23 protein-coding genes and 1 tRNA gene are annotated in these 22,935 nt (G+C 70.7%); 9 read left to right on the plus strand and 15 right to left on the minus strand.

Going from position 1 to position 22,935, the window contains the following annotated elements; translation table 11 throughout:
- The first annotated feature begins 518 nt into the window (after nucleotides 1–518).
- Genes QM779_RS08970 through mnhG form a run of 6 tightly spaced genes read left to right on the plus strand, consistent with a single transcriptional unit; the run spans nucleotide 519 to nucleotide 6,581 of the window.
- The gene (locus QM779_RS08970; protein ID WP_428538375.1) at nucleotides 519–3,425 is read left to right on the plus strand and encodes a Na+/H+ antiporter subunit A; all 2,907 of its coding nucleotides are present in this window, start codon (nucleotides 519–521) and stop codon (nucleotides 3,423–3,425) included.
- Nucleotides 3,422–3,850, plus strand: coding sequence for a Na(+)/H(+) antiporter subunit C (locus QM779_RS08975; protein ID WP_428534351.1), 429 nt, complete (start codon nucleotides 3,422–3,424; stop codon nucleotides 3,848–3,850). The genes QM779_RS08970 and QM779_RS08975 overlap by 4 nt, the downstream gene beginning before the upstream one ends.
- A complete protein-coding gene (locus tag QM779_RS08980; RefSeq protein WP_428534353.1) occupies nucleotides 3,847–5,373 on the plus strand; it encodes a Na+/H+ antiporter subunit D in 1,527 nt (508 codons plus the stop codon). The genes QM779_RS08975 and QM779_RS08980 overlap by 4 nt, the downstream gene beginning before the upstream one ends.
- Nucleotides 5,370–5,906: a Na+/H+ antiporter subunit E gene (locus QM779_RS08985; protein WP_428534355.1), complete on the plus strand. Its 537-nt coding sequence runs from the start codon at nucleotides 5,370–5,372 to the stop codon at nucleotides 5,904–5,906. Before QM779_RS08980 ends, QM779_RS08985 begins: the two co-directional genes overlap by 4 nt.
- A complete protein-coding gene (locus tag QM779_RS08990; protein ID WP_428534357.1) occupies nucleotides 5,903–6,226 on the plus strand; it encodes a monovalent cation/H+ antiporter complex subunit F in 324 nt (107 codons plus the stop codon). Before QM779_RS08985 ends, QM779_RS08990 begins: the two co-directional genes overlap by 4 nt.
- On the plus strand, nucleotides 6,210–6,581 hold the full coding sequence (mnhG, locus tag QM779_RS08995) for a monovalent cation/H(+) antiporter subunit G (RefSeq protein ID WP_428534359.1): 372 nt from the start codon (nucleotides 6,210–6,212) through the stop codon (nucleotides 6,579–6,581). Before QM779_RS08990 ends, mnhG begins: the two co-directional genes overlap by 17 nt.
- 80 nt (nucleotides 6,582–6,661) lie before the next feature.
- Here the strand turns inward: mnhG and QM779_RS09000 are convergent, their stop codons facing one another.
- Nucleotides 6,662–7,246, minus strand: coding sequence for a DNA-3-methyladenine glycosylase (locus QM779_RS09000; RefSeq protein ID WP_428534361.1), 585 nt, complete (start codon nucleotides 7,244–7,246; stop codon nucleotides 6,662–6,664).
- A gap of 44 nt (nucleotides 7,247–7,290) precedes the next feature.
- Between QM779_RS09000 and QM779_RS09005 the strand changes: the two genes are divergently transcribed.
- Nucleotides 7,291–8,208 (plus strand): hypothetical protein, encoded by a 918-nt coding sequence (locus QM779_RS09005; protein ID WP_428534363.1) that lies wholly within the window; start codon nucleotides 7,291–7,293, stop codon nucleotides 8,206–8,208.
- On the opposite strand, the gene QM779_RS09010 is transcribed toward QM779_RS09005, so the two are convergent.
- Both QM779_RS09010 and ypfJ read right to left on the minus strand, forming a co-directional pair.
- A complete protein-coding gene (locus QM779_RS09010) occupies nucleotides 8,198–9,238 on the minus strand; it encodes a DNA adenine methylase (protein ID WP_428534365.1) in 1,041 nt (346 codons plus the stop codon). The genes QM779_RS09005 and QM779_RS09010 overlap by 11 nt on opposite strands.
- Nucleotides 9,235–10,107: a KPN_02809 family neutral zinc metallopeptidase gene (ypfJ, locus tag QM779_RS09015; RefSeq protein ID WP_428534367.1), complete on the minus strand. Its 873-nt coding sequence runs from the start codon at nucleotides 10,105–10,107 to the stop codon at nucleotides 9,235–9,237. Before ypfJ ends, QM779_RS09010 begins: the two co-directional genes overlap by 4 nt.
- Before the next feature lie 202 nt (nucleotides 10,108–10,309).
- Between ypfJ and QM779_RS09020 the strand changes: the two genes are divergently transcribed.
- Nucleotides 10,310–11,020 (plus strand): NUDIX hydrolase, encoded by a 711-nt coding sequence (locus QM779_RS09020; RefSeq protein WP_428534369.1) that lies wholly within the window; start codon nucleotides 10,310–10,312, stop codon nucleotides 11,018–11,020.
- Nucleotides 11,021–11,083: 63 nt separating this feature from the next.
- Here QM779_RS09020 and QM779_RS09025 read toward each other — a convergent pair whose 3' ends face one another.
- Together QM779_RS09025 and QM779_RS09030 are read right to left on the minus strand one after the other, a co-directional pair.
- The gene (locus QM779_RS09025) at nucleotides 11,084–11,938 is read right to left on the minus strand and encodes a Bax inhibitor-1/YccA family protein (protein ID WP_428534371.1); all 855 of its coding nucleotides are present in this window, start codon (nucleotides 11,936–11,938) and stop codon (nucleotides 11,084–11,086) included.
- 146 nt (nucleotides 11,939–12,084) lie between these two features.
- A complete protein-coding gene (locus QM779_RS09030; protein WP_428534373.1) occupies nucleotides 12,085–12,405 on the minus strand; it encodes a hypothetical protein in 321 nt (106 codons plus the stop codon).
- 113 nt (nucleotides 12,406–12,518) lie between these two features.
- Between QM779_RS09030 and QM779_RS09035 the strand changes: the two genes are divergently transcribed.
- Nucleotides 12,519–12,809, plus strand: a complete 291-nt coding sequence (locus tag QM779_RS09035) for a hypothetical protein (protein ID WP_428534375.1) — start codon at nucleotides 12,519–12,521, stop codon at nucleotides 12,807–12,809.
- A gap of 48 nt (nucleotides 12,810–12,857) precedes the next feature.
- Here the strand turns inward: QM779_RS09035 and QM779_RS09040 are convergent.
- The 10 genes from QM779_RS09040 to eno all read right to left on the minus strand — a co-directional run bounded on the left by QM779_RS09040 (nucleotide 12,858) and on the right by eno (nucleotide 22,899).
- Nucleotides 12,858–12,931 (minus strand) — tRNA-Leu (locus tag QM779_RS09040).
- Between the two features lie 311 nt (nucleotides 12,932–13,242).
- Nucleotides 13,243–14,256 carry a LacI family DNA-binding transcriptional regulator gene (locus tag QM779_RS09045; protein ID WP_428534377.1) on the minus strand — a complete coding sequence of 338 codons (1,014 nt, stop codon included), beginning with the start codon at nucleotides 14,254–14,256 and terminating at the stop codon, nucleotides 13,243–13,245.
- Between the two features lie 71 nt (nucleotides 14,257–14,327).
- The gene (gene yjfF, locus QM779_RS09050; protein ID WP_428534379.1) at nucleotides 14,328–15,341 is read right to left on the minus strand and encodes a galactofuranose ABC transporter, permease protein YjfF; all 1,014 of its coding nucleotides are present in this window, start codon (nucleotides 15,339–15,341) and stop codon (nucleotides 14,328–14,330) included.
- The gene (locus tag QM779_RS09055) at nucleotides 15,338–16,399 is read right to left on the minus strand and encodes an ABC transporter permease (protein ID WP_428534381.1); all 1,062 of its coding nucleotides are present in this window, start codon (nucleotides 16,397–16,399) and stop codon (nucleotides 15,338–15,340) included. The genes yjfF and QM779_RS09055 overlap by 4 nt, the downstream gene beginning before the upstream one ends.
- The gene (locus QM779_RS09060; protein WP_428534383.1) at nucleotides 16,396–17,991 is read right to left on the minus strand and encodes a sugar ABC transporter ATP-binding protein; all 1,596 of its coding nucleotides are present in this window, start codon (nucleotides 17,989–17,991) and stop codon (nucleotides 16,396–16,398) included. Before QM779_RS09060 ends, QM779_RS09055 begins: the two co-directional genes overlap by 4 nt.
- A gap of 114 nt (nucleotides 17,992–18,105) precedes the next feature.
- A complete protein-coding gene (locus QM779_RS09065; protein ID WP_428534385.1) occupies nucleotides 18,106–19,107 on the minus strand; it encodes an ABC transporter substrate-binding protein in 1,002 nt (333 codons plus the stop codon).
- A 216-nt stretch (nucleotides 19,108–19,323) separates the two neighbouring features.
- Nucleotides 19,324–20,241: an exopolyphosphatase gene (locus QM779_RS09070; protein WP_428534387.1), complete on the minus strand. Its 918-nt coding sequence runs from the start codon at nucleotides 20,239–20,241 to the stop codon at nucleotides 19,324–19,326.
- On the minus strand, nucleotides 20,234–20,728 hold the full coding sequence (locus QM779_RS09075) for a DUF501 domain-containing protein (protein ID WP_428534389.1): 495 nt from the start codon (nucleotides 20,726–20,728) through the stop codon (nucleotides 20,234–20,236). Before QM779_RS09075 ends, QM779_RS09070 begins: the two co-directional genes overlap by 8 nt.
- A 70-nt stretch (nucleotides 20,729–20,798) precedes the next feature.
- Entirely contained in the window at nucleotides 20,799–21,362 is a 564-nt protein-coding gene (locus QM779_RS09080) for an FtsB family cell division protein (protein ID WP_428534391.1), read from the minus strand.
- Between the two features lie 256 nt (nucleotides 21,363–21,618).
- Nucleotides 21,619–22,899 carry a phosphopyruvate hydratase gene (gene eno / locus QM779_RS09085; protein ID WP_428534393.1) on the minus strand — a complete coding sequence of 427 codons (1,281 nt, stop codon included), beginning with the start codon at nucleotides 22,897–22,899 and terminating at the stop codon, nucleotides 21,619–21,621.
- Nucleotides 22,900–22,935: the final 36 nt, after the last annotated feature.

The raw sequence follows: 22,935 nt of genomic DNA on the forward strand, positions 1-22,935 counted from the left end.
GCGTGTCGCTCCCGGGCCGGGGACGCCGCGCAGGATAGACATGGTGTCAGGCCGGACCAGGTATGAGATGGTCCGGCTTTCACCTTCTCCGGGACGCCGACCCCGTGGCCCGTCGCCCGAACAGGAGTGCCGTCCGGGACGCGCGGTGCGCCTGTGACAGCGTCCCGAAAACCCCCGTCGAAAGTTCGTCCGAACCGCTTGCGCGCGCATGGCGGCGGGCGTAGAACTGTCCTACGCAGATCGCGGAGCCGGACCCGAAAGGGATCGGAAACCGGGTCAGCGGCCGAACGGCAAACGCAGTCCTCTTCCTGCGGAGCAATCCGCGGGAGCCCTCGGGACGGAGGGTGGGCGGGCGCGCCGAGCGGGTTTCGGGGGCGTCCAGTCCCGGGACAACATTGAAGGCCGGACCAACTCATACTTGGTCCGGCCTTCGCCTTTGCCCCCGGGTCCGGTCACGCGCGTGTCACACGGGCCCGGTAGGGTTGGGCAACCCCCCGGAACGGAGGTTGCCCGTGCTCATGGCCCTGATCGCCGCCCACCTGGGCCTGGCGGTCGTCGCGCCATGGCTCGCGCGCCTGCTCGGCCAGCGCGCGTTCTGGCTGGTGGCCCTCGCCCCGGCCGTGACGTTCGCCTGGCTGATCCAGCTCGCCGGGCCGGTGCTGGCGGGGACGCCCCTGTCCGAGGCGATCGACTGGATCCCCGCCCTCGGCGTGGCGCTGGACTTCCGGATCGGGCTCGTCCAGTGGGTGCTCGCCCTGGTCGTCACGGGGATCGGGACGCTGGTCCTGCTCTACTGCCGCTGGTACTTCGAGGCCGACCCGCCCCAGGCAAGGGTGATCGGCCTGCTGACGGCGTTCTGCGCCGCGATGATCGGGCTCGTCACCGCGGACGATCTGGTGGTGGTCTACGTGTTCTGGGAGGCCACCACGGTGCTCTCCTACCTGCTGATCGGCCACGACCCCACCCGCAGGGCCAACCGCTCGGCGGCGCTCACCGCGCTGATCGTCACGACCACCGGCGGCCTGGCGATGCTGGTCGGCTTCCTCGCGCTCGGCCACGCTGCGGGCACCTACAGCCTGTCCGCGATCCTCGCCGCTCCCCCGTCCGGGCCGGTCGTGGCGGTCGCCGCGCTCCTCGTCCTGACGGGCGCGCTGAGCAAGTCGGCGCTGGTCCCCTTCCACTTCTGGCTGCCCGGCGCGATGGCCGCGCCGACCCCGATCTCGGCCTACCTCCACGCCGCGGCGATGGTGAAGGCCGGCGTGTACCTGGTGGCCGTTCTCGCCCCGGTGCTGTCCTCCTCGCCCGGGTGGCGGCCCGCGGTGTGGGTGCTCGGCGCGCTGACGCTGTTCCTGGGCGGCTGGCGGGCGCTGCGCCAGGACGACCTCAAACTCCTGCTGGCCTACGGGACGGTCAGCCAGCTCGGCCTGCTCGTGCTACTGCTGGGCACCGGCACCAGGGCGGCGGCCCTCGGTGGCCTGGCGATGGTCGTCGCGCACGCCCTGTTCAAGGCCACGCTGTTCCTCGTCGTCGGCGTGATCGACCACTCCGCGGGCACGCGCCAGCTCAGCGAGCTGAGCGGCCTGTACCGGCGGCTGCCGGTGACCGCGACCGTGGCGGCGCTCGCCGCGGCGTCCATGGCCGGGCTGCCACCCACCCTCGGCTTCATCGCCAAGGAGGCCGGGCTCGAAGGAGTGACCAACCTCGCGCTGACCGGGGACGGAACAGGCATCGCCCCGGTGCCGGCGTGGGCGCTGGTCGCCGTGGTGGTCGTCGGCTCCGCGATCACCGTCGCCTACTCGCTGCGGTTCTGGTGGGGTGCGTTCGGCACGAAGGACGGGGTCGCCGAGTCGCAACTCGTGCATCCGCCGAAGCCGGGCTTCGTCGCCGCGCCCGTGCTGCTCGGCACCGCCTGCCTGGTCGGCGGCTTCCTCGGCGACCCGCTCACCTCCTTCCTCGAGCACTACTCCGAGACGCTCACGGCTGGCGAGCACAGCCACGGGCTCGCGCTGATCCCGGCGTTCGGAGCCCCGCTGCTGGCCTCGGGCGTCGCGATCCTCGGCGGCCTCGTCCTGTTCTGGCGGCGTGAGTGGATCACGGGCGTGCAGCAGACGTTCCCCGCCGTTCCCGGGGCGGTCGACTTCTACCGGGCGACGATGCGGGGCATCGACCAGCTCGCCGTCGAGGTCACCGACCGCACCCAGCGCGGCTCGCTCGCCCACTACGTGGGCACGATCCTCGTCGTCCTGACCGCCGCGCTGGCGTACACCCTGTCGCGGGTCCACGCGTGGCCGGCCGTCCACCTGGCCGACAACGCCGGCCAGGTGCTGGTCGGGGCGATCGTGATCGTCGCCGCGTTCCTCGTCGCGACCTCCCGCGGACGCCTGCGCGCCGTCGTCCTGCTCGGCGTCGCCGGGTACGGCACGGCCGTGCTGTTCCTCCTCCACGGCGCGCCCGACCTCGCCCTCACCCAGGTGCTGGTGGAGACCGTGTCGCTGCTGGTCTTCCTGCTCGTCCTGCGCAAGCTGCCGAAGTTCTTCACCGAGCGTCCGCTCACGTCCGGCCGCTGGTGGCGGATCGTGATCTCGGCCGGCACCGGGCTGGCGTTCACGCTGGTCGCGCTGCTGATGATCGGCTCCCGCACGGCGACCCCCGTCTCCGCGGACTACCCCGAAGTCGCCAAGTCCTTCGGCTACGGCAACAACATCGTCAACGTCGTCCTCGTCGACACCAGGGCGTGGGACACCATCGGGGAGATCTCCGTGCTCGGCATCGCGGCCACGGGCGTGGCCAGCCTGATCTTCCTGCGCGGCCGCCACTCCCGCGTCCAGCGCACGGAGCTCGACCCGAACCGCGGGTGGCTGCGGGCCAGCCGCTCGTTGCCGCCGGACCAGCGTTCGCTGATCTTCGAGGTGGTCACGCGGCTGCTGTTCCCGGTGATGATCGTCGTCTCGGTGTACCTGCTCGTGGCGGGGCACAACCTCCCCGGCGGCGGCTTCGCCGGGGGCCTGGTGGCGGGGACGGCGCTGCTCGTGCGCTACCTGGCCGGTGGCGGCCAGGAACTCGACGAGGCCATGCCCGTCCCTGCCGGAGCCCTGATCGGCTCGGGGCTGGTGCTGTCCGTCCTCACCGCGATCTCGCCGCTGGCCTTCGGCGGAGTGATCTTCCAGAGCTATGAGGTGCACCTGCACGTGCCCGGCTGGGACCACCTCACCCTGCCGTGGGGGACGTGGACGTTGCTCGGCGACATCCACCTGGTCTCGTCCACCGCGTTCGACATCGGGGTGTACCTCGTCGTGCTGGGCATGATGCTCGACCTGGGCCGGAGCCTCGGCAGCGGCATCGACGCGCAGGCCCGCGAGGGGCTCACCCCCGCGCCCGAGCCGGAGTCGACCCGCGCCATCCCCGGGCGGAGGTGGGACCGGTGAGCGCCAACCTCACCCTCGCCATCGTGGCCGGGCTCATCATCGCGTGCGGGGTGTACCTGATCACCGAGCGGTCGCTGTCGCGGATCCTGATCGGCGTCGTGCTGGCCAGCAACGGGGTGAACGTGCTGTTCCTGGTCGCGTCCGGCCCCCCCGGCGGGCCGCCGATCATCGGGCTGACCGACGCGGGCGCGATGAGCGACCCGCTGCCGCAGGCGATGGTGCTGACCGCCATCGTGATCACGCTCAGCGTGGCGGCGTTCGTGATGACGATGGCCTACCGCAGCTTCCAGATCAACGGCGACGACGAGGTGGCCGACGACATCGAGGACTCCCGGATCGCCGCGCTCGCCCGCGCCGACCAGGCGTCCGGGAGCTTCGAGGACCTCGGGTTCTCCGACACCGGTGAGGACGTGGTGAGCGAATGAACAACCTGCTCGCCGTCCCCGTCCTGGTCTGCCTCACCGGCGCGGGCGCCGCCTTCCTCGCCGGCCGCCACCCCACGTTCCAGCGGATCGTGTCGATCACGGCCGTGGCCGTCGTCAGCATCGTTGCAGGGCTGCTGGTCTGGCTCACCGACGCGGCCACCGTGGTGCTGTGGGTGGGTGACTGGCCGCAGCCGCTGGGCATCGTGCTGGTCGCCGACCGGCTGTCGGCCCTGATGCTGCTCGTCGCAGCGCTGGTCTCGCTCGCCGTGCTCGTCTACTCGACCGGCCAGGACACCGACGAGCTGCGCAGGGAGACCCCGGTCTCGATCTTCCACCCGACCTTCCTGCTGCTGGTCGCGGGCGTGTCGAACGCTTTCCTCGCCGGAGACCTGTTCAACCTGTTCGTCAGCTTCGAGCTGCTGCTGTTCGCGTCCTACGTGCTGTTGACGATGGGCGGGACCAGGGAGCGGATCCGCGCCGGCAGCGTGTACGTGGTGGTGAACCTGGTCTCGTCCGCGCTGTTCCTGGTGGCGCTGGCCAGCACGTACGCGGCGACCGGCACGGTCAACCTCGCCCAGTTGGCCGTCCGGCTCGGCGAACTCCCGCTCGAGGTCCGCGGCGTCCTGCAGGTTCTCCTGCTGACGGTCTTCGCGATCAAGGCCGCGATCTTCCCGCTGTCGGCCTGGCTGCCGCACTCCTACCCGACCGCCCCGGCCCCGGTCACGGCGGTGTTCGCCGGCCTGCTCACGAAGGTGGGCGTGTACGCGATCATCCGGACGCAGACACTGTTGTTCCCCACCGAGCCGCTCAGCGGCCTGCTCGGGGTGGCCGGCGTGGCCACGATGCTGCTCGGCATCCTCGGCGCGGTCGCGCAGGTCGAGATCAAGCGCATGCTCTCCTTCACCCTGGTCAGCCACATCGGCTACATGGTGTTCGGCATCTCGCTCGCGACGGCGCCCGCCCTTGCCGGCGCGATCTTCTACGCCGCGCACCACATCACGATCCAGGCCACGCTGTTCCTCGTCGCGGGCCTGATCCAGCGACTCGGCGGGTCGAACTCGCTCGACCGGCTCGGCGGCCTGGCCCGGGTGTCCCCGCTGCTCGGGGCGCTGTTCATCATCCCCGCGATGAACCTTGCCGGCATCCCGCCACTGTCCGGTTTCGTGGCGAAGCTGGCCCTGCTGCAGGCCGGCGTCGCCGACGGCGGCCCGCTGGCCTGGGCGCTGGTCATCTCAGGGGTGGTGACGTCGCTGCTCACGCTGTATGCGATGGCGAAGATCTGGAACCGGGCGTTCTGGGGAGTCGCGCCGCCGTCCGTCCTCGCCCAGGTGGAGAGCTTCGACTCCCCCGAGCTCGGCCGTCCGCTGCCGCGGCTGATGGTCGGCTCGACGATGGGGCTCGTGGCGCTGGCGCTGGCGTTCACGGTCGCGGCCGGCCCGATGTACGACTACGTCGAGCGATCGGCGTCCGCGCTGTTCGACCGCAGCTACATCGCTGCCGTGCTGGGCGGAGGCTCGCGATGATCACGCCCACCCGCCGGCTCCGGTTCCGCTTCCAGTGGCGGGCCGTGCTGCTGCTCGCCCTGGTCTGGGTGATGCTGTGGGGCAACCCTTCGCTGCTGAACATCCTGTACGGGCTGGTGCTCGGCTGGCTGGTCACGGTGGTGTTCTGGCTGCCGCCGATCCGCTACTACGGACGCGTCCACCCGGGGCGGCTGCTCGTGCTGGTCCTCGCCCAGCTGCGCGACCTCGCGGTGGCGGCTGTCCAGCTCGCCGCGGTGTCGTTCCGACGGCGGGTCGACCTGCACCCGGGGATCATCCGGGTGGAACTGCGCAGCAACAACGACCTCTACCAGGTGATGGTCGCCCAGCTGATCTCGATCGTCCCCGGCACCCTCGTCGTTGAGACCAGCCGGCACCCGCGGCTGCTCTACCTGCACGTCTTCGACCTGCCGGACGAGCACGCGATCGAGCACGAGCGCTCGCACGCGCTGGCGATCGAGCGGCGGCTGGTGCGCGCCTTCGGGAGCGCCGCCGACATCAAGGCGGTGTCATGATCACGGTGATCCTCGGCGTGGCGGTCGCGCTGCTGGCGGTGGCCGCCGGCCTCACCCTGTGGCGGATGGTCGTCGGCCCGACCTCGCTGGACCGGATCATCAGTTCCGACGTGATGGTGGCGATCGTGATCGCGGTCGTCGCCGTCTACTCGGTGTTCACGGGCAACGCGACCGGGCTGCCCATCCTGCTGGGGTTGTGCCTGATCGGGTTCACAGGGGCGGTCGGTGTGGCCCGGCTCGTCGCGTCCTCCGACGGCGTGCGGCAGCTGTTCGACCGCCGCCAGGCGATGCGTGAGGAGGACGATGACGATGGCGCCTGAGCTGGTGATGGACGTCCTCGGCGCGCTCTGCCTGCTCGGCGGGGCGGTGTTCGCGCTCGCCGCGGCGCTCGGCCTCGTCCGCTTCCCCGGCCCACTCACCCGGATGCACGCAGCGACCAAGCCGGCCGTCTTCGGCCTGCTGCTGGTGCTGGCCGGGGTGTCGCTCACGCTGCGCGACCCGAAGGTGATCACCCTGCTGACGCTGGCCGTCCTGCTCCAGGTGATGACCGCGCCGGTCTCCGGCCACCTCGTCTCGCGCACCGCCCACCGCACCGGCCAGTGGGACAGGGAGCGGATCGGAATCGACCAGCTCGCCGAGGACCAGGCCGACGACGCCGACAACACCCCGACCTGACCCGCCGGTGGCACGTTAGGAACCGTCCCCATCGTGCCGCGTGGAACGATGGGGACGGTTCCTAACGTGCCACCGGACGCTCACCAGTCGTGGCGGCCGGGGACGATCCGGGGGCTGCGGCGGTAAGCGGACACGGTCGGATCTCCCTCCGCCCAGTAGCGCCACGGACGGGCGTGCGCCACGCTGACGCCGACGCGCGGGCCGGACGCCACTGTCCCCGACGGCGGGCCCGGACGCAGTTCGAGGCCGCCGGCACCGAAGGTGCGCCCGGAGTCGGCCAGCGACCAGCCCAGTGCGCGGCCGAGGTTGCCCGGCCCGCGGGCCAGCGCCACGTCCGCCACCCCCGGACGCCGCTCGCGCGCGAGTTCCACCCCCTCGACGACCCGTCCCGCCCGCAGCAGGACGGCCGAGCCCTCCCCCGTCCGCCCGCACACCACATTGCCGCAGATGTGCAGGCCGTGGGACAGGTAGCAGTACAGCGTTCCCGGCGGCCCGAACAGGTCCCTCGTCCGTGGCCGGGGGCCGGGGTAGGCGTGGGCGGCCGGGTCATCGGCCCCCGCGTACGCCTCCACCTCGGTCAGCTGGACGGTGACGCCGCCAGCGCTGACGAACGCCCCGACCAGGAGTGGACCGAGTTCCGTCGCAGCGAGGGTGAGGTCGTACACGAGCCCAGTCTGCCCCCGTCGGCGCCCCGCGCTACCCTCGACGGGTGACGATCCGCCCGCGCCTCCTGCTCCTCACGGGCTGGCTGTGCGGGCTCCTGCTCGCCGGCTGCGGCACCACCTCGCCGTCCCCCACCGCCACGCCCACCCCGACCGGCCCCGACTTCACCCAGCCCGGCGCGGCGTCCGCCATGGTCACGCAGCTGCTCGAGGACGCGGGCAGCCAGCGCGCGCTCACGGTCGAGATCACGAAGACGACGGTCGAGGTGACTGTCCTGAACTCCGACGAACTCCCGGTCGCCTGGGCCTACCGCGACGGCACCACCGGCCGGGTCACGACCGACCAGCAGTACGTCGACCAGGCCACCTTCGACGTGTCCCGGTTCAACATCTCGGACGTCGGCGGCCTCTTCCGAGCGGCCGAGGGGCAGTCCGGCTCCGCCTCCAACCAGTCCCTCACGATCGTCGACTACTCCGGCGGCGAGGTGATGATGTCGGTCTCGACGGTCCCCGAGTCACGCACCGTCTTCTTCAACGCCAGCGGCTCGATCCTCCAGACGCTCAACTTCGACACCTCCGGGGGCGTCGAGGCCGGCATCAAGGACGCGCTCGGCCCCCGGCTGACCGTCTACTCCATCACCGTCGACTCCACCCAGGGCGTGACCGTCGACTACCCGGGGGCGACCGGCACCACGGTCCGGCGGACGCGCACGGCGAAGGTCCCCGTGACGACCAACGTCGCGGTGCCGGCGGTCGACCTGCCGGTGTTCCTCGCCACCAAGGTCGAGCCAGCCCGGATCGTCGAGGTCGTCGACCGGGTCCGCGCGTCCGAGGACATCGCCGACGACGTGGGGTGGAGCGTCGTGATCGACGACCGGCGCAACCTCGGCGTGCCGCGGATGTACTTCAGCATCGGCACCAAGGTGCTGGTGACCGACGTCGAGGGCAACGAGGTCATCGGCTGACCAGGTGGGCCCTCAGGTCCTCCGGCGCGCTGACCAGCAGGTACTCGACGTTCCGTTCCGGGCCGGGCACCCCGACCCGCTGCCCCCCGGGCGAGAACACGCCCAGCCGCTGCCCGATGTAGCGCCGGGTGTCGAACGCGAGCACCTCCACCGGGTACCCCCGGACGGCACACAGCTCGACCAGGTCGGCCAGCGGCACGAACCCCTCGTTGCTGAACGACACGACGACAGTGGTCGCCCGGACGTCCGCGATCACCCCGGCGAGGGCGGACGGCATCGTCCGGCGCGAGTTGAACAGGCTGCGGGACTCGGCGTCCCTGGCGTCCACCCGCTTGCAGGCCACGCCGTAGTACGCGGGGGCGTCCCAGCGCACGAGGGTCTCCCAGACGTGGTAGTTCGTGAAGTAGCGGTGCTGGTTGTAGGGCGGGTCGAGGTAGGCCAGGTCCACCGGGTCCAGCGTCGGGGCCAGCGCGGACGCGTCCCCGCGGAGCACCCGCCCCGTGCCCGGGGTGAGCACGGGCGCCACCAGCCGCAGCGGACGCAGCGCGCGCGGTGCCCACTCCTTCAGGTAGGCCATCTGGAGCCCGACGGTGGAGTCCACCCGGTCGGCGGCCTCGAGCAGGGCGGTCAGCAGCACCGGCCGGAGCGGATGGTCGCCGTAGAACTCGTCGATGCCGTCGCGAATGGCGTCGATCCGCACCCCGTTGTCGGGGTGGAAGTACCGCGCCCGCTCACAGAACACCTCGGTGACGTAGCCGCGCCGGTCGGGCAGCGCCTGCAGCCGGGCCAACGCGTCGGCAAGCTCCGCCGCGTCCACGTCCGCCTCGTCGGTGACGACGTAGCACTGCGCCAGCACCTCGGAGTAGGCCGCCGTGTCGACGCAGGTGGGGCGGCCCCCGCGCCGGCAGAACTCCTGGGCCACGCGGGTGGTGCCGGTGAACAGGTCCAGCGCCGTGACCGCACCCGCTGCGGTGAACAGCCGGCCCAACTCGCCGACCAGTCGGCGCTTGGAGCCGAGGTACTTGATCAACCCAGGGCGTTCGCCGCGAAGGTGTTGCACTTGGACGGATCGCCGGAGTTGAACCCGGTCGCCAGCCACTGCTTGCGCATCGCCGACGAGCCGTGGGTCCAGGACTCCGGGGAGACCGACCCGGTCGACTTCAGCTGGATGCGGTCGTCGCCGACCGCGAGGGCCGCGTCCACCGCGCGGTTCACGTCGTCGGCGGTGATCGCCTTGATCGGCGAGTCGGGGTCGGACGCCGCGTTGGCCAGCCAGACGCCGGCGAAGCAGTCGGCCTGGAGCTCCAGCCGTACCTGGGCCGACTTGGGGCCGGTGCTGTTGCCGGATGCCTGCGCCTTCGCCAGCGTCCCGGTCAGGTCGGAGATGTGGTGCCCGTACTCGTGCGCGATCACGTAGGCCTCGGCGGCGTCCCCGCCCTCGGCACCGAGCTGGCCCTCCAGCATGTCGTCGAAGAAGCTGTCGTCGAGGTACACGAACTTGTCCTCGGGGCAGTAGAACGGGCCCACGTCGGCGGTCGCCGTCCCGCAGCCGGTGGCGATCTGGCCGGAGAAGATCTTGGTCTGGGTGACCTCGTAGCCGGAGTAGACGCTCTGCCAGTAGGACTGGATGGAGTTGGTGTAGGCGACGAAGCGGCAGTCCCTGTCCTTGGCGATGTCCGCGCCGGTCGTGCACTGGGCGTAGGGGTTGGACGTACTCGTCTGTGTCCCGGTGTCGGTGGCAGAGCCACCCAGCAGGTCACCGGGGTTGAGCCCGAACAGCAGCGCGACGATCACGACCAGGATGCCGCCACCGCCGAGGGCCATCGTCGTACCCCTGCGTCCGCCCCCTCCGCCACTCACCTGGGACGGATCGAGCTTGGCGTTCTCGTTGTACTGCACCGCACACCTCCGCGCCGGTCGGTGGTCCGAGCATAACGGTCAAGCCCGGCCGTGGCTCTGTCCTTCGGCGCACCTCGGCGGGGTGGCGCGGAAGGGGAACCGTCCCCGATCGCCGGCCAGCCGGGGTCGGTCCGGCGTTACCGGTTCATGTCGGCCGGAGAGCCGACTTGGATCCCCACCCCCCGCGGGTCATGATGGATCGATGCGGATCATCGGCGTCGAGGTGGCAGGGGGTGCCCCTGTCTTCACCGGGACGCTCTCGCACGGCGCCGACCCACACCGGATCGCGTGGGAACTCGGGTTCCGGATCATCCGTCCCCTCTCGGCCACCGGCAGCGCGCCGGACCTGAGCCTCACCGTCCAGGTGAGCCGACACGGACGCGACGCCACCCTCCAGCCGCCACGGACGCGCGCCGTCGACCCCGGTCTCGACCTGTCGGACGGGACGGAGCCGGTGGTCCGCCAGCGCCTGGCCGCGTACGGCATCGTCCTTTCGAGCCGCGGGCTGCTGGCCACCCAGTTCTCGGACCGCACGGCCGTCCCCGGCCTGTGGGGGCTCCCCGGCGGGGGGATCGATCCCGGCGAGAGCCCCAGCCAGGCGCTGCTCCGCGAGGTCGGGGAGGAGGCCGGCCAGGAGCCGGACATCTCGCAGCTGATCGACGTCCAGACCGACCACTGGATCGGACGCGCGCCGAACCGGGTGGTGGAGGACTTCCACGCCGTCCGGATCATCTACGCCGCGACCTGCCCGGAGCCGACCGACCCTGTCGTGCACGACCAGGGCGGGACGACGGCAGCCGCGGCCTGGCTGCCGATCGGCCAGTGGATGCGGGTGCCCTGGTCGTCGGGGGCACGGACGCTGCTGGAACGGCACCTGCGGACGCTGACCCGGACCGTCCCTGCCGAGGGCTGAGCACGGCGAACGACGCACGAGGGCCCCGGCAGGTTCTGCCGGGGCCCTCGTGGCGTCCGTGACCTACCGCCGGAAGTACGACAGCAGGCGGAGCATCTCGATGTAGAGCCAGACCATGGTCACGGTGAGGCCGAACGCGGCCCGCCACGACTCCGACGACGCAGCGCCCATCGCGATGCCCTGCTCGATGAAGTCGAAATCGAGGATCAGGTTGAACACGGCCAGCCCGACGCCGATCGCGGAGATCAGCAGGAGCAGGCCGATGTTCGCGGAGGCGAAGATGTTCCCGATCCCGAACAGCGAGAGGACGAGGTTGACCAGCAGCACGCCCGCGTAGGCGATGGTCCCGATCATCACCATCTTGCGGAACTTGTCGGTGACCTTGATCCGGAAGAACTTGTACGCGGCCAGCGTGGCGGCGGCCGCGACCAGGGTGCCCAGCACCGCGGCGGGGACGATGCCGTCCCACAGCGACTCGTAGGCCTTGCTGATGGCGCCGATGAAGACGCCCTCGATCGCGGCGTAGACGAGCACGAAGCCGGGGTTGACCTTGCGGCGGGCTGCGACGAGCATCGCCGCGCCGAAGGACACGATGGCGGTCACGATCCAGACCGGGAAGATCAACGCGGTCGGCAGGAACAGGAACGTGAGGCCCGCGACGGCGACGAGCACGCCGAGCGTGATCGCGCTCTTGGTGATGACGTCATCGATGGTCATCCGTCCGGCGACCTGGCCGGGCTGGCCGAACTGCGGGGCGTTGGCGTCGGTGTAGCCGTACGGCTGCTGCCCCTGCTGCGGGTAGCCCTGGTACGGCTGGCCCTGGTACTGCTGGCCCTGCCCGTACTGCGGCTGCGTCGTGTCGACCTGCCACGCGTCGGGCCGGGAAAGGACCGGGTTGGTGCTCTGCATCTCCTGCATTCCTCCTTGGCGGGCGACGGCCACGCCGTCGTCGGACTTCCATGGTAGGTAACAACGTTGTGGGGTGGCTGTGTTCCACCCTGAACCGTCCCTGATCGCGGACCCTGATCAGGACGGGGACGCTGCGGCGAGCCCGACGGGCCGCCTCACCACCGCCGACGGCGGGCCGGCGGGACGAGCCGCTCCCTGGTCAGGGGCGTGAGCAGCTCGGAGTGGGCGGCGAGGCGCTCGCGCACCTCGTCCTGGCTCATGCCGGCGGCCTCGGCGAGTTCCGCCAGCGGGGCCCCGTCGTTGGCCGCGATCGCGATCGTGCGGGTGATCCGCAGGTCGTAGGCCTGCGCCTTGGCCCGCAGCGACGCCCGCGTCACGACGGCCTCGGACACCCTCACCAGCGCGTCCTCGTCGGCCAGCTGGGCGTCCGGGCGCACCGCGAGCAGTAGTTGCGTGTCATCGATCAGATTGGTCATTGGCTCCCCCCGAGTTGCCTGATCACCCATTGTGCCTCGCCGATCTGAGAGCGACCTGTGAGGAGTCGGCGGAGTAGGTTCACGCGCAGAACAACCGGAATGGAGGGGCCACCGTGATCTACGAGAAGCCGACCAGGTCCGCAGGGCTCATCGTTGGCGGCCTGTGTGTCCTGTTCGCCGGCCAGCTCACCAACGTCCTCATCGGACTGTCCGGCAGTGCCCACGACACCTGGCAGGTGGTCGGTGTCGTCCTCCAGATCGTCGGGATGGTCGGCTGCATCCTCGGCGTCGCGCTGCTCGTGTCCGCGGTGGACGCAGCCCTGCTGCACCGATGGACGACGGCACAGGAGTCCGAGGCTCGCACCGACACCCCTCGCGGACAGCAGGCGACGCCGCAGGACTGAGCCTGCGCGCCGACGGTGCGCCGCAATGGCGCCGGTCGTTCAGACCCGTGCCCCCAATGGGATTCGAACCCATACTTGGGCGGGTTTAAGCCGCCTGCCTCTACCGGTTGGGCCATGGGGGCCCGGCCTGATTCTAGGCTGCGGCCGGCGCAGCGTGCGGCTCGCGTCCCCGCCCACCACAAGGTGGACGCAAACGCGCGACTACACCGCAGAACCGTCCACCACAAGGTGGACCGGGGCCGCGCCCACCACAAGGTGGACGAAAACGCGCGACTACACCGCAGAACCGTCCACCACAACGTGGACCCGGGCCCCGCCCACCACAAGGTGGACGAAAACGCGCGACTACACCGCAGAAGCGTCCACCACAAGGTGGACCGTCGGCGATCCCGGTCAACATCCGCTCTGGTCAGCAACCGCGGACAGCGACCGCTCAGGACGGCGGCTGCGCCGTGCTCGCCCGCAGCACCAGCTGCGGCACCCGGAGCAGGGGGTTGGGCGCCTCCTCGTCGGTGAGGACGGCCAGCATCACCTCCATGGCGTCGCGACCGAGCTGGGCGAAGTCCTGGTGCATGGTGGTCAGAGGCGGCGTGAAGTGCGCGGCCTCGGGGATGTCGTCGAAGCCGACCACGCTGACCCTGCCCGGCACCGGCCGGCCGGCCTCGGTCAGCGCGTGGATCAGCCCGAGCGCCATCTGGTCGTTCGCGCAGAACACCGCGGTGAAGTCCTCGCCCAGCAGCCGCTGTCCGCCCGCGTAGCCGCTGGCCGCCGTCCAGTCGCCGAAGACCGGCTCGTGCGCGACCAGGTCGTGCTCGCCGAGCGCGTCCCGCCAGCCCCGGATCCGTTCCAGCGCGTCCATCGACTCCACCGGCCCGGCGAGGTGGCGGATGTCCCGATGGCCCAGCTCGATCAGGTGCCGGACGGCCCTGCGCGCCCCCGCGTACTGGTCCAGGGAGACCCGGTGCAGGCCACTGCCCTGCGACACCACAGCGAGGAACGGGACGCCCAGGTCCATCCCCTGCAGCAGGCCGAGCGTCGACCGGTTGGACGTGATCAGCACGATCGCCTCGACGTTCTGCCGCACCAGCGTCTCCGCCGCCTGCCGCAGCGCGGCCGCGTCCGCCTGCAGCAGGCTGGCCATGATCACCGCGTACCGCTCGTCCCTCGCAGCCTCGTTGAAGTGGACGGCGGTCGTGGACGGGCCGAACTCCGGCAGGCCGGTCGTGATCAGGCCGATCGTCCGCGACCGGCGCGTGACCAGCGCCCTCGCCGCGGGGGACGGGATGTAGCGCAGCTGCTTGATCGCCCGTTCCACCCGCTCCCGCGTGGCCGGACGCACGTTCGGCAGGTCGTTCAGCACCCGGGAGACCGTCTGGTGGGACACGCCGGCGAGGCGCGCCACGTCGAAGATCGTGGCGGCCTTCGTGCGTTCCTCTTCGGTCGTCACCGTGCCTGCCGTCCCGGGTCTGCGTGTGGCGGACGTCTTCCCGGGCCCTGATGTTATCGACACGATGCCACTCAGGCCCGCCGCGACGTCAGAACCTTCTGCAGGATGATGAACACCAGCAGCAGCGCGCCGATGAAGATCTTCGTCCACCAGGAGCTCAGCGTCCCCTCGAAGGTGATGATCGTCTGGATCAGGCCGAGGACGAGGACGCCCAGCGCCGACCCCAGCACGAACCCGTAGCCGCCGGTCAGCAGCGTGCCGCCGATGACCACTGCGGCGATCGCGTCCAGCTCGGTCCCCACCCCGGTGAGCGCGTAGCCCGACAGCGTGTAGAACGCATACAGGACGCCGGCCAGCCCCGAGCAGAAGCCGCTGATCACGTAGACCAGCACCTTCGTCCGCGACGTCGGCAGGCCCATCAGCATGCCGGACTGCTCCCCGCCGCCGATCGCGTACGCCGTGCGCCCGAACCGGGTGTACTGCAGCACCCACACCGCGATCGCCAGGACCACCAGCGCGATGATCACGCTGGGGGTGATGCTCATCTTCGGCCCGAGCACGATCCGCGTCGTCGCCATCCACGTGAAGAACGGGTCGGTGATGCTGATCGACTCCTTGGCGATGATGTAGCACAGGCCGCGAGCGAGGAACATCGCCGCGAGCGTGGCTATGAAGGGTTGGACATCGAAGACGTGGATCATCAACCCGACCAGCAGGCCCAGCACCGACGTGGTGAGGAGGATCAGCACGATCACGACCACCGGGTTCCAGCCCAGTTGCAGCAGGCGCGCAGCGATGATCGTCGACAGGGCCAGGACCGCGCCCACCGACAGGTCGATGCCCCCGCTGATGATCACGAAGCTCATCCCGACCGCGAGCACGATCAGGTAGGAGTAGCTGACCAGCAGGTTCAGGATCGTCGTGGCGGAGAGGAACCCGCGGTACCGCGCTCCCCCGGCGAGGAACATCAGCAGGAACAGCAGCCCGGTCACCAGCACCGGGCCGGACTTCGGGCTGGTGAACACGTCGACGACGCGGCCCCACGCGCGTCCCAGCGGGCTGGACGGGGCAGTCAGGACGGTCATCGGGTCACCACCGCTCCGGTCGTGGGAACGGCCTGCGGCGGCGCGGACCTGGCCCGCCATCGGGCGATCGCCGCGGTCGTCCTCGGCGACTGCAGCAGGCACACCGCGGTCACCACGGCCGCCTTGAACACCATCGTGGCGATCGGCGGGATCCCCACCGTGTACACCGTCGTCACCAGCGTCTGGATCACCAGCGCCCCGACCAGGGTGCCGGTGAGCGAGTAGCGGCCACCGTTCAGCGACGTGCCGCCGATGACGACGGCGAGGATCGCGTCCAGCTCGATGAACAGGCCGGTGTTGTTCGCGTCCGCCGCGGTCTGGTTGGACGTGAGGATGAGCCCTGCGACCGCCGCCAGCACCGCGCAGAGCGTATACACCGCGAACAGCAGCCCGCGCGCCCGGACGCCGGCCTGCCGGCTGGCCTCCGGATTGATGCCGACGCTCTCGATCAGCATGCCGAGGGCCGTCCTGCGGGTGAGCAGCGCGACCAGCCCGAGCAGCACCGCCGCCACCAGCGTCGCGACCGGGATCCCCAGCAGGAAGCCGGAGCCCAGGAACTTGAACGGCGCGCTGGAGACGGTCAGGATCTGGCCCTCGGTGATCAGCATGGCGATGCCGCGTCCTGCGGTCATCAGGATCAGGGTCGCGATGATCGGCTGGATCCCGAGCACGGAGACGAGGAAGCCGTTCCACAGACCCAGCACGAGGGCCAGCGCCAGCGAGACCAGCACGGCGAACGTGACCGTCCCGAGGTCGTCGGGGGTGGGCGAGGCGAGGATGATCGAGCACGCCATCGCGCCGGCGATCGCGCACAGGCTGCCGACCGACAGGTCGATGCCCCGGGTGGCGATCACCAGCGTCATGCCGATCGCGATGATCAGGGTCGGGGCCCCGTTGCGCAGGATGTCGATGAGGCTGCCGAACAGGTGGCCCTCGCTGTTGATCGTGATCGAGAGGAACCCGGGCACCGCGACCACGTTGATGACGAGCAGTACGACCAGCATCGCCAGCGGCCAGAACAGCCGGTGGGTGATCGCCTTGCCGATTGCGGACCTCACGATGCCACTCCCGTCTCGAGTTCAGGGTCGGTGGAGCCCTCGGCGATGACGGCCAGCAGGTCGTCGACGCCGAGCCCCTCGTTGCGCAGGTCGGCGACCTTGCGCCGGTCGCGGAGCACCACGATCCGGTTGGCCAGCCGCAGCACCTCCTCCAGCTCGGCGGAGATGAACAGGACACTCATGCCGTTCTCGGCCAGGCTGTAGACGAGCTTCTGGATCTCGGCCTTCGCCCCGACGTCGATGCCGCGGGTGGGCTCGTCGAGGATCAGCAGCCGGGGCGCGATCGCCAGCCAGCGCGCGAGCAGCACCTTCTGCTGGTTGCCGCCGGACAGGTTGCGGACGAGCGCGTCGGCGCTCGGCGTCTTGATGTTCAGCGCCTCGATGTAGCTGGCCGCCAGCTCGTCCTGCCGCTTGCGGGGGATCGGACGGAACCAGCCGCGGTCGGCCTGCAGCGCCAGGACGATGTTGTCGCGCACGGTGAGCTCATCGACGATCCCCTCGGCCCTGCGGTTCTCCGAGGAGTAGGCGATCCGGTGCTTGATGGCCTGGCGGGGCGTGCGCAGCTTCAGCGGCGTCCCTGCGACGGTCAGACGTCCGTTGTCCGGCCTGTCGACGCCCCCGATCAGCCGGGCGAGCTCGGTGCGTCCCGAGCCCAGCAGACCGGCCAGGCCGACCACCTCGCCCTCGCCGATCGTGAGGTCCACCGGAGCGATGGCGCCCTTGCGGCTGATCGCCGTCGCGTTGAGGAAGGCGGGAGGGGCGCTGGCGTCCGCGGCGCCCGGCTCGGTGGCGTGGACGCGGCTCTCCAGGTCGTCCAGGGCCGAAAGCTCCTTGCCGATCATCGCCTGGACGAGGTCGATCCGCAGCAGCTCGTCGGTGAGGTACTCCCCCACCAGCGCGCCGTTGCGCAGCACGGTGAGGCGGTCGCTGATCTCGTAGACCTGGTCGAGGAAGTGGCTGACGAACAGGATCGCGACCCCGCGCTCCTTCAGCGACCGGATCACGCGGAACAGCTCAGCGACCTCCTCGACGTCGAGGCTGGACGTCGGCTCGTCGAGGATCAGCACCTTGGCCTGGACGTCGATCGCGCGGGCGATGGCGACGAGCTGCTGGACGGCCAGCGAGTGCGCGTTGAGCAGCGAGGACGGGTCGATGTCGAGGTGCAGCCCCTCGAGGATCTCGGCGGCGCGGCGGCGCATGGCCCGCCAGTCGATGCCGCCGAAGCGCCGCGGCTCGCGTCCGAGCATCACGTTCTCCGCGACCGTGAGGTTCCCCAGGAGGTTCACCTCCTGGTAGACGGTGGAGATCCCGGCGGCCTGCGCCTGCGCCGGCCCGGCGAAGGTGACCTGGTCGCCGTCCAGCCGGATCACGCCGCTGTCGACGCTGTACACGCCGGTCAGCGCCTTGATCAGGGTGGACTTGCCGGCACCGTTCTCCCCCATCAGCGAGTGCACCTCGCCGGGGAACATCCGGAAGTCGACGCCGTCCAGCGCCTTGACCCCGGGGAAGCTGATCGAGATGTCGGTCATCTCGATCACGGGCTGCGGGGCGGCTGCGGGAGCCGGTGGACGGGTCGTCACAGGGTCAGGCATCGTTGCTCATCTCGCTCGGACTCGGATCCCATCATGGGGCACGCCCCGCGGTGGGTGCGCGGCCACGCCGCACACCCACCTGGGGCGGGGGGAACTGCGTACTGCGCCGGCGGCTCAGTACTTGCGGTTGGGCAGCGCCTCCGTGGCCTGCTCCTGGGTGAAGGTGGTCTCGTCGGTGACGATCCGCTGCGGGACGGTCTCGCCGGCGTTCAGCTTCTTGATGATGTCGATCAGCTGGGCACCGAGCAGCGGCGAGCACTCCACGATGAAGTTGATCTTGCCCTCGGACAGGGCCTGCATGCCGTCGTGCACCGCGTCCACCGTGATGATCTTGATGTCCTTGCCGGGCACCTTGCCGGCCGCCTCGATCGCCTCGATGGCGCCCAGGCCCATGTCGTCGTTCTGGGCGAAGACCACGTCGATCTTCGGCTGGGACTTCAGGAACGCCTCCATGACCTGCTTGCCGCCCGCACGCGTGAAGTCACCGGTCTGGCTGGCGACGACCTTCATGTTCGGGTTGGCCTTGATCGCGTCGGCGAAGCCCGTGCCGCGGTCGATAGCGGGGGCGGAGCCCGTGGTGCCCTCGAGCTGGACGATGTTCACCGCGTCCGACTTGCCCTCGTACTCCTTGACCAGCCAGTCGCCGGCCTCCTTGCCCTCCTTGACGAAGTCGGAGCCGAGGAAGGTCTTGTAGAGCGAGGTGTCCTTGGAGTCCACCGCGCGGTCGGTCAGGATCACCGGGATACCGGCGGCCTTGGCCTCGCCGAGGACCGCGTCCCAGCCGGTCTGGACGACCGGGGAGAACGCGATGTAGTCGACGCCCTGCTGGATGTAGGAGCGGATCGCGCTGATCTGGTTCTCCTGCTTCTGCTGGGCGTCGGAGAACTTGAGCTGGATCCCGGCCGCCTTGAACGAGTCCTGGATGTCCTTGGTGTTGGCGGTGCGCCAACCACTCTCCGCGCCGACCTGAGCGAAGCCGACGACGATGTCGCCGAGCGCCTTGTTGGGCGCCCCGCCGGCTGCTGAGCCGGACGCTGCGGGAGTGCCACTGCTGCTGCAGGCGGCGAGCGCCATCATCAGGGCGCCCGCTGTGAAGAGACCGAGGGCCTTCTTCATGTCACAAACCTCCTTGTTCGTAGCCGAAGGGTGGACTGGACCCACCGCCCCGGCACGGCCGCCCGTGGCCGTAGCAAAATGTTAAGGCTCACATGTGAGCCCTAACAATCCGGTCTGTGAATCCGTTATGAAGTCGTTATCAAGCGTTCTGGGCTGAGCGGTAGCGATAACACCAAGCCGTGTGTGAAACGCTCACAAAGCAGGCTCCGGGCTCCGTCAGGCCGTCAGGGTAAGGACGATCCCGTCGAGGATGTCGGCCTCGCTGACGACCAGGTCGGCGGCGACGCGGTCCCCCACCGCCGCGCAGATCAGGGCGCCCGCGCAGATCACGTCCGCCCTGCCCGGGACCATCGTCGGGAGGGCAGCGACCTCGGCCACCGGCATCGCGAGCAGTTCGGCCGTGAGGGAGTCCAGGTCGCGGTGGGCGAGGACGGAGCCGTGCACGCGGGCGCGGTCGTAGGCGGGCAGGTGCAGGGCGAGTGCGGACAGGCTGGTGGCGGTGCCGCCCACGCCGACCCAGGTGGCGACCCGGTCGAAGGCGATGCCGCTGCCGTCGAGCAGTTCGTCCACGTGCGCGCGGGCGGCCCCGATCTCGGCCGGCGCGGGCGGGTCGGAGGGGAGGAACCGCTCGCGCACGCGGACGGCGCCGACATCGAGGGAGACCGCGTGGGCCGGGACGCCGTCGCTGCCGAGGACGAGCTCGGTGGAACCGCCGCCGATGTCCATCACCAGGACCGGCTGGGCGGTGCCGGGAAGGCCGGACGTGGCCCCGGCGAACGAGAGCCGCGCCTCCTCCTCCCCGGGGATGACCTCCGCGTCCACGCCGAGCCGGAGCCTGGCCCCGCTGAAGAACTCGTCGGAGTTGGCGGCGTCCCTCGCCGCCGACGTCGCGACCACCCGCCGGTGGGCGGCGGGGACGCCGAGTCGGTCGAGCTCCGCACCGAAGTCGGCCATCGCGTCGAGGGTGCGGGCCAGCGCGTCGGGGCGGAACCGGCCGGTCGCGTCCACGCCCTGGCCCAGCCGGGTGAGGTGGAGGCGCCGGTCGAGTTCGACCAGGCCACCGTCCTCGCGCCGGCTGACCAGCAGCCGCACGGAGTTCGTGCCGCAGTCGACCGCGGCGAACAGCTCAGCCATGGTCGGCCAGGCAGGGCAGGGCGTCGGCCTTGAGGAGCGCGACCACCTCGTCGCCGAGCGGGTTCACGCCCGGGCCGGCGGCGAGCGCGTGGGCGAGCAGGACGTGCAGGCACTTCACCCTGGTCGGCATGCCTCCGGCGCTGATCCCCTCGATCTCGGCCACCTCGCCGAGCTGCGCGCGGTCGGCGAGGTAGGCCTCGTGGGCGCGACGGTAGCCGGCGGCGAGGTCGTGGTCGGCAGCCAGCCGGTCGGTCATCTCGGCCATCAGGCCGGACGCCTCCAGCGTCGACGTGGCGGCGGTGAGCGCGGGGCAGGTCAGGTAGTAGGTGGTGGGGAACGGCGTGCCGTCCGGTAGCCGGGGCTCGGTCACCACGACGCCGGGATGCCCGTCCGCGCACCGCCAGGCGACGGCCACCACGCCACGTGGCGTCCGTCCGAGCTGGGTGGCGATGGTCGCCTCGTCGGTGGGTGTCATCGGCTCGCGCACGGCCGCCATTCTGGCACGGACGTCGGGGCGACCCCGTCCCGCGGGTGTTCCGGGGAGGTGGCGACGGCGGTCAGGGGGTGGAGACCTTGCGGGTCGGCGCGTCCGCGGTCTGGACCGAACCCCACAGCCGGTCCCACCAGACCGGGTCGTGCTCGCCGGACGGGAGCGCCTCCTCGGAGGTGATCACGGCGCCGCCGCCGAGCGGTGTCCCGTCCTCGCCGACCACGCGGTAGCCGGTCTCGCCGGGCATCACCCAGCCGAGCCGCTCGCGCGCCTGGGCCTTCACGTAGGCCGGGTCGTCCCAGCGGGCGAGCTCGGACTGCAGGTCGGCGATCTGCGCGGACCGTTCGCGGATCTCCTGTTCGGCCACCGCGAGGTCGTGCTGCTGGGTGAGGTAGATCCGCAGCGAGCTGCCGAAGGAGATGGCCAGCACGACGACGACGATCACCATCACCAGGGCGCGCCGGGTGAGGTGCAGGCCTCGCCGCCACACCGGAACCGCGGCGGGACGGGAGTCGGTGACCGGCTCGCCCGGGGTGGGAGAACTGGACGCGCGCGCCCCGGTCCGGGAGCGCCTGGGGGTTCGTCCCGGACCGGTGCTGGTGCTGCGTGGACTACGCGGTGCGCGTGCCATGGTTCCCGGTCCTCATCGCGTCAAGGATAGGCGGGCCGTCCGGCGCATCCGTCCGGGACGCGCGGGGCGCCGCCGATGCCGCGCGCCTCGAGTGACCCTCACCGCCGGAACGCGGGGACGGTTCTTTCGTACCCGGCACGAAGGAACCGTCCCCCCGGACCCGGCACGACGGGGACGGTTCCTCTCGTGCCACCCGGGAACGGCAGGACGCCGGCGGGGTGTTCCCCGCCGGCGTCCGGTACTGCTGCGTGGGCGCTCAGGCCTTGAACCGCGGGAACGCGGACGCACCGGCGTAGCGCGCGGCGTCGTCGAGGTCCTCCTCGATGCGGAGCAGCTGGTTGTACTTCGCGACGCGCTCGGTACGAGCCGGTGCGCCGGTCTTCATCTGGCCACAGCCGAGCGCCACGGCCAGGTCGGCGATCGTGGTGTCCTCGGTCTCGCCGGAGCGGTGGCTCATCATCGTGGAGTAGCCGCTGCGGTGGGCCAGCGTGACGGCGTCGATCGTCTCGGTGAGCGAGCCGATCTGGTTCACCTTCACGAGCAGCGAGTTGGCCGTCTTCGCGTCGATGCCGCGCTGGAGGCGCGTCACGTTGGTCACGAACAGGTCGTCACCGACGAGCTGCACCTTCTCGCCGAGCACCTTGGTGATGGCGCCCCAGCCGTCCCAGTCCTCCTCGTTCAGCGGGTCCTCGATCGAGACCAGCGGGTAGTCGGCGACGAGCTTCTCGTAGTACTCGATCATCTCGGCGGCCTGCTTGTGCCCGCCCTCGAACGAGTACTTGCCATCCTCGTAGAACTCGGACGCGGCCACGTCCAGCGCCAGCGCGACGTCGGAGCCCGCCTTGAAGCCGGCCTTGCCGATCGCCTCGACGATCAGGTCGAGCGCCTCGGCGTTGCTGTCCAGGTTCGGGGCGAAGCCGCCCTCGTCGCCGAGGCCGGTAGCGAGGCCACGCGCCTTCAACACGGCCTTCAGGGCGTGGTAGACGCCGGCGCCCATCTCGAGCGCCTCGGCGAAGGTCGCCGCGCCGATCGGGGCGATCATGAACTCCTGGATGTCGACGTTGGAGTCGGCGTGCGACCCACCGTTGAGGATGTTCATCATCGGGACCGGGAGCAGGTTGGCGGTCGGGCCGCCGATGTAGCGGTACAGCGGCAGGCCGGCGGACTCCGCGGCGGCGTGCGCTGCGGCCAGCGAGACGCCGAGGATGGCGTTCGCGCCGAGCTTGGCCTTGTTGTCGGTGCCGTCCAGCTCGATCATGGCCTGGTCGAGCAGGCGCTGCTCGTCCGCCTCCATGCCGATGACCTCGGGCGCGATCTGCTCGATCACGTTCTCGACGGCCTTCAGCACGCCCTTGCCGCCGTAGTGCGCGGCATCGCCGTCACGCAGCTCGACAGCCTCGAAGGCACCGGTGGAGGCACCGGACGGAACCGCCGCGCGGCCCTCGGAGCCATCGTCGAGGACGACCTGCACCTCGACGGTCGGGTTGCCGCGCGAATCGAGGATCTGGCGGGCGTCTACGAATTCGATACTTGCCACTATTCATGCCTTTCAGACGATGTGGTCAACGGTCCC

The organism is Propionicimonas sp., assembly GCF_049840635.1.
Lineage (GTDB): Bacteria > Actinomycetota > Actinomycetes > Propionibacteriales > Propionibacteriaceae > Propionicimonas.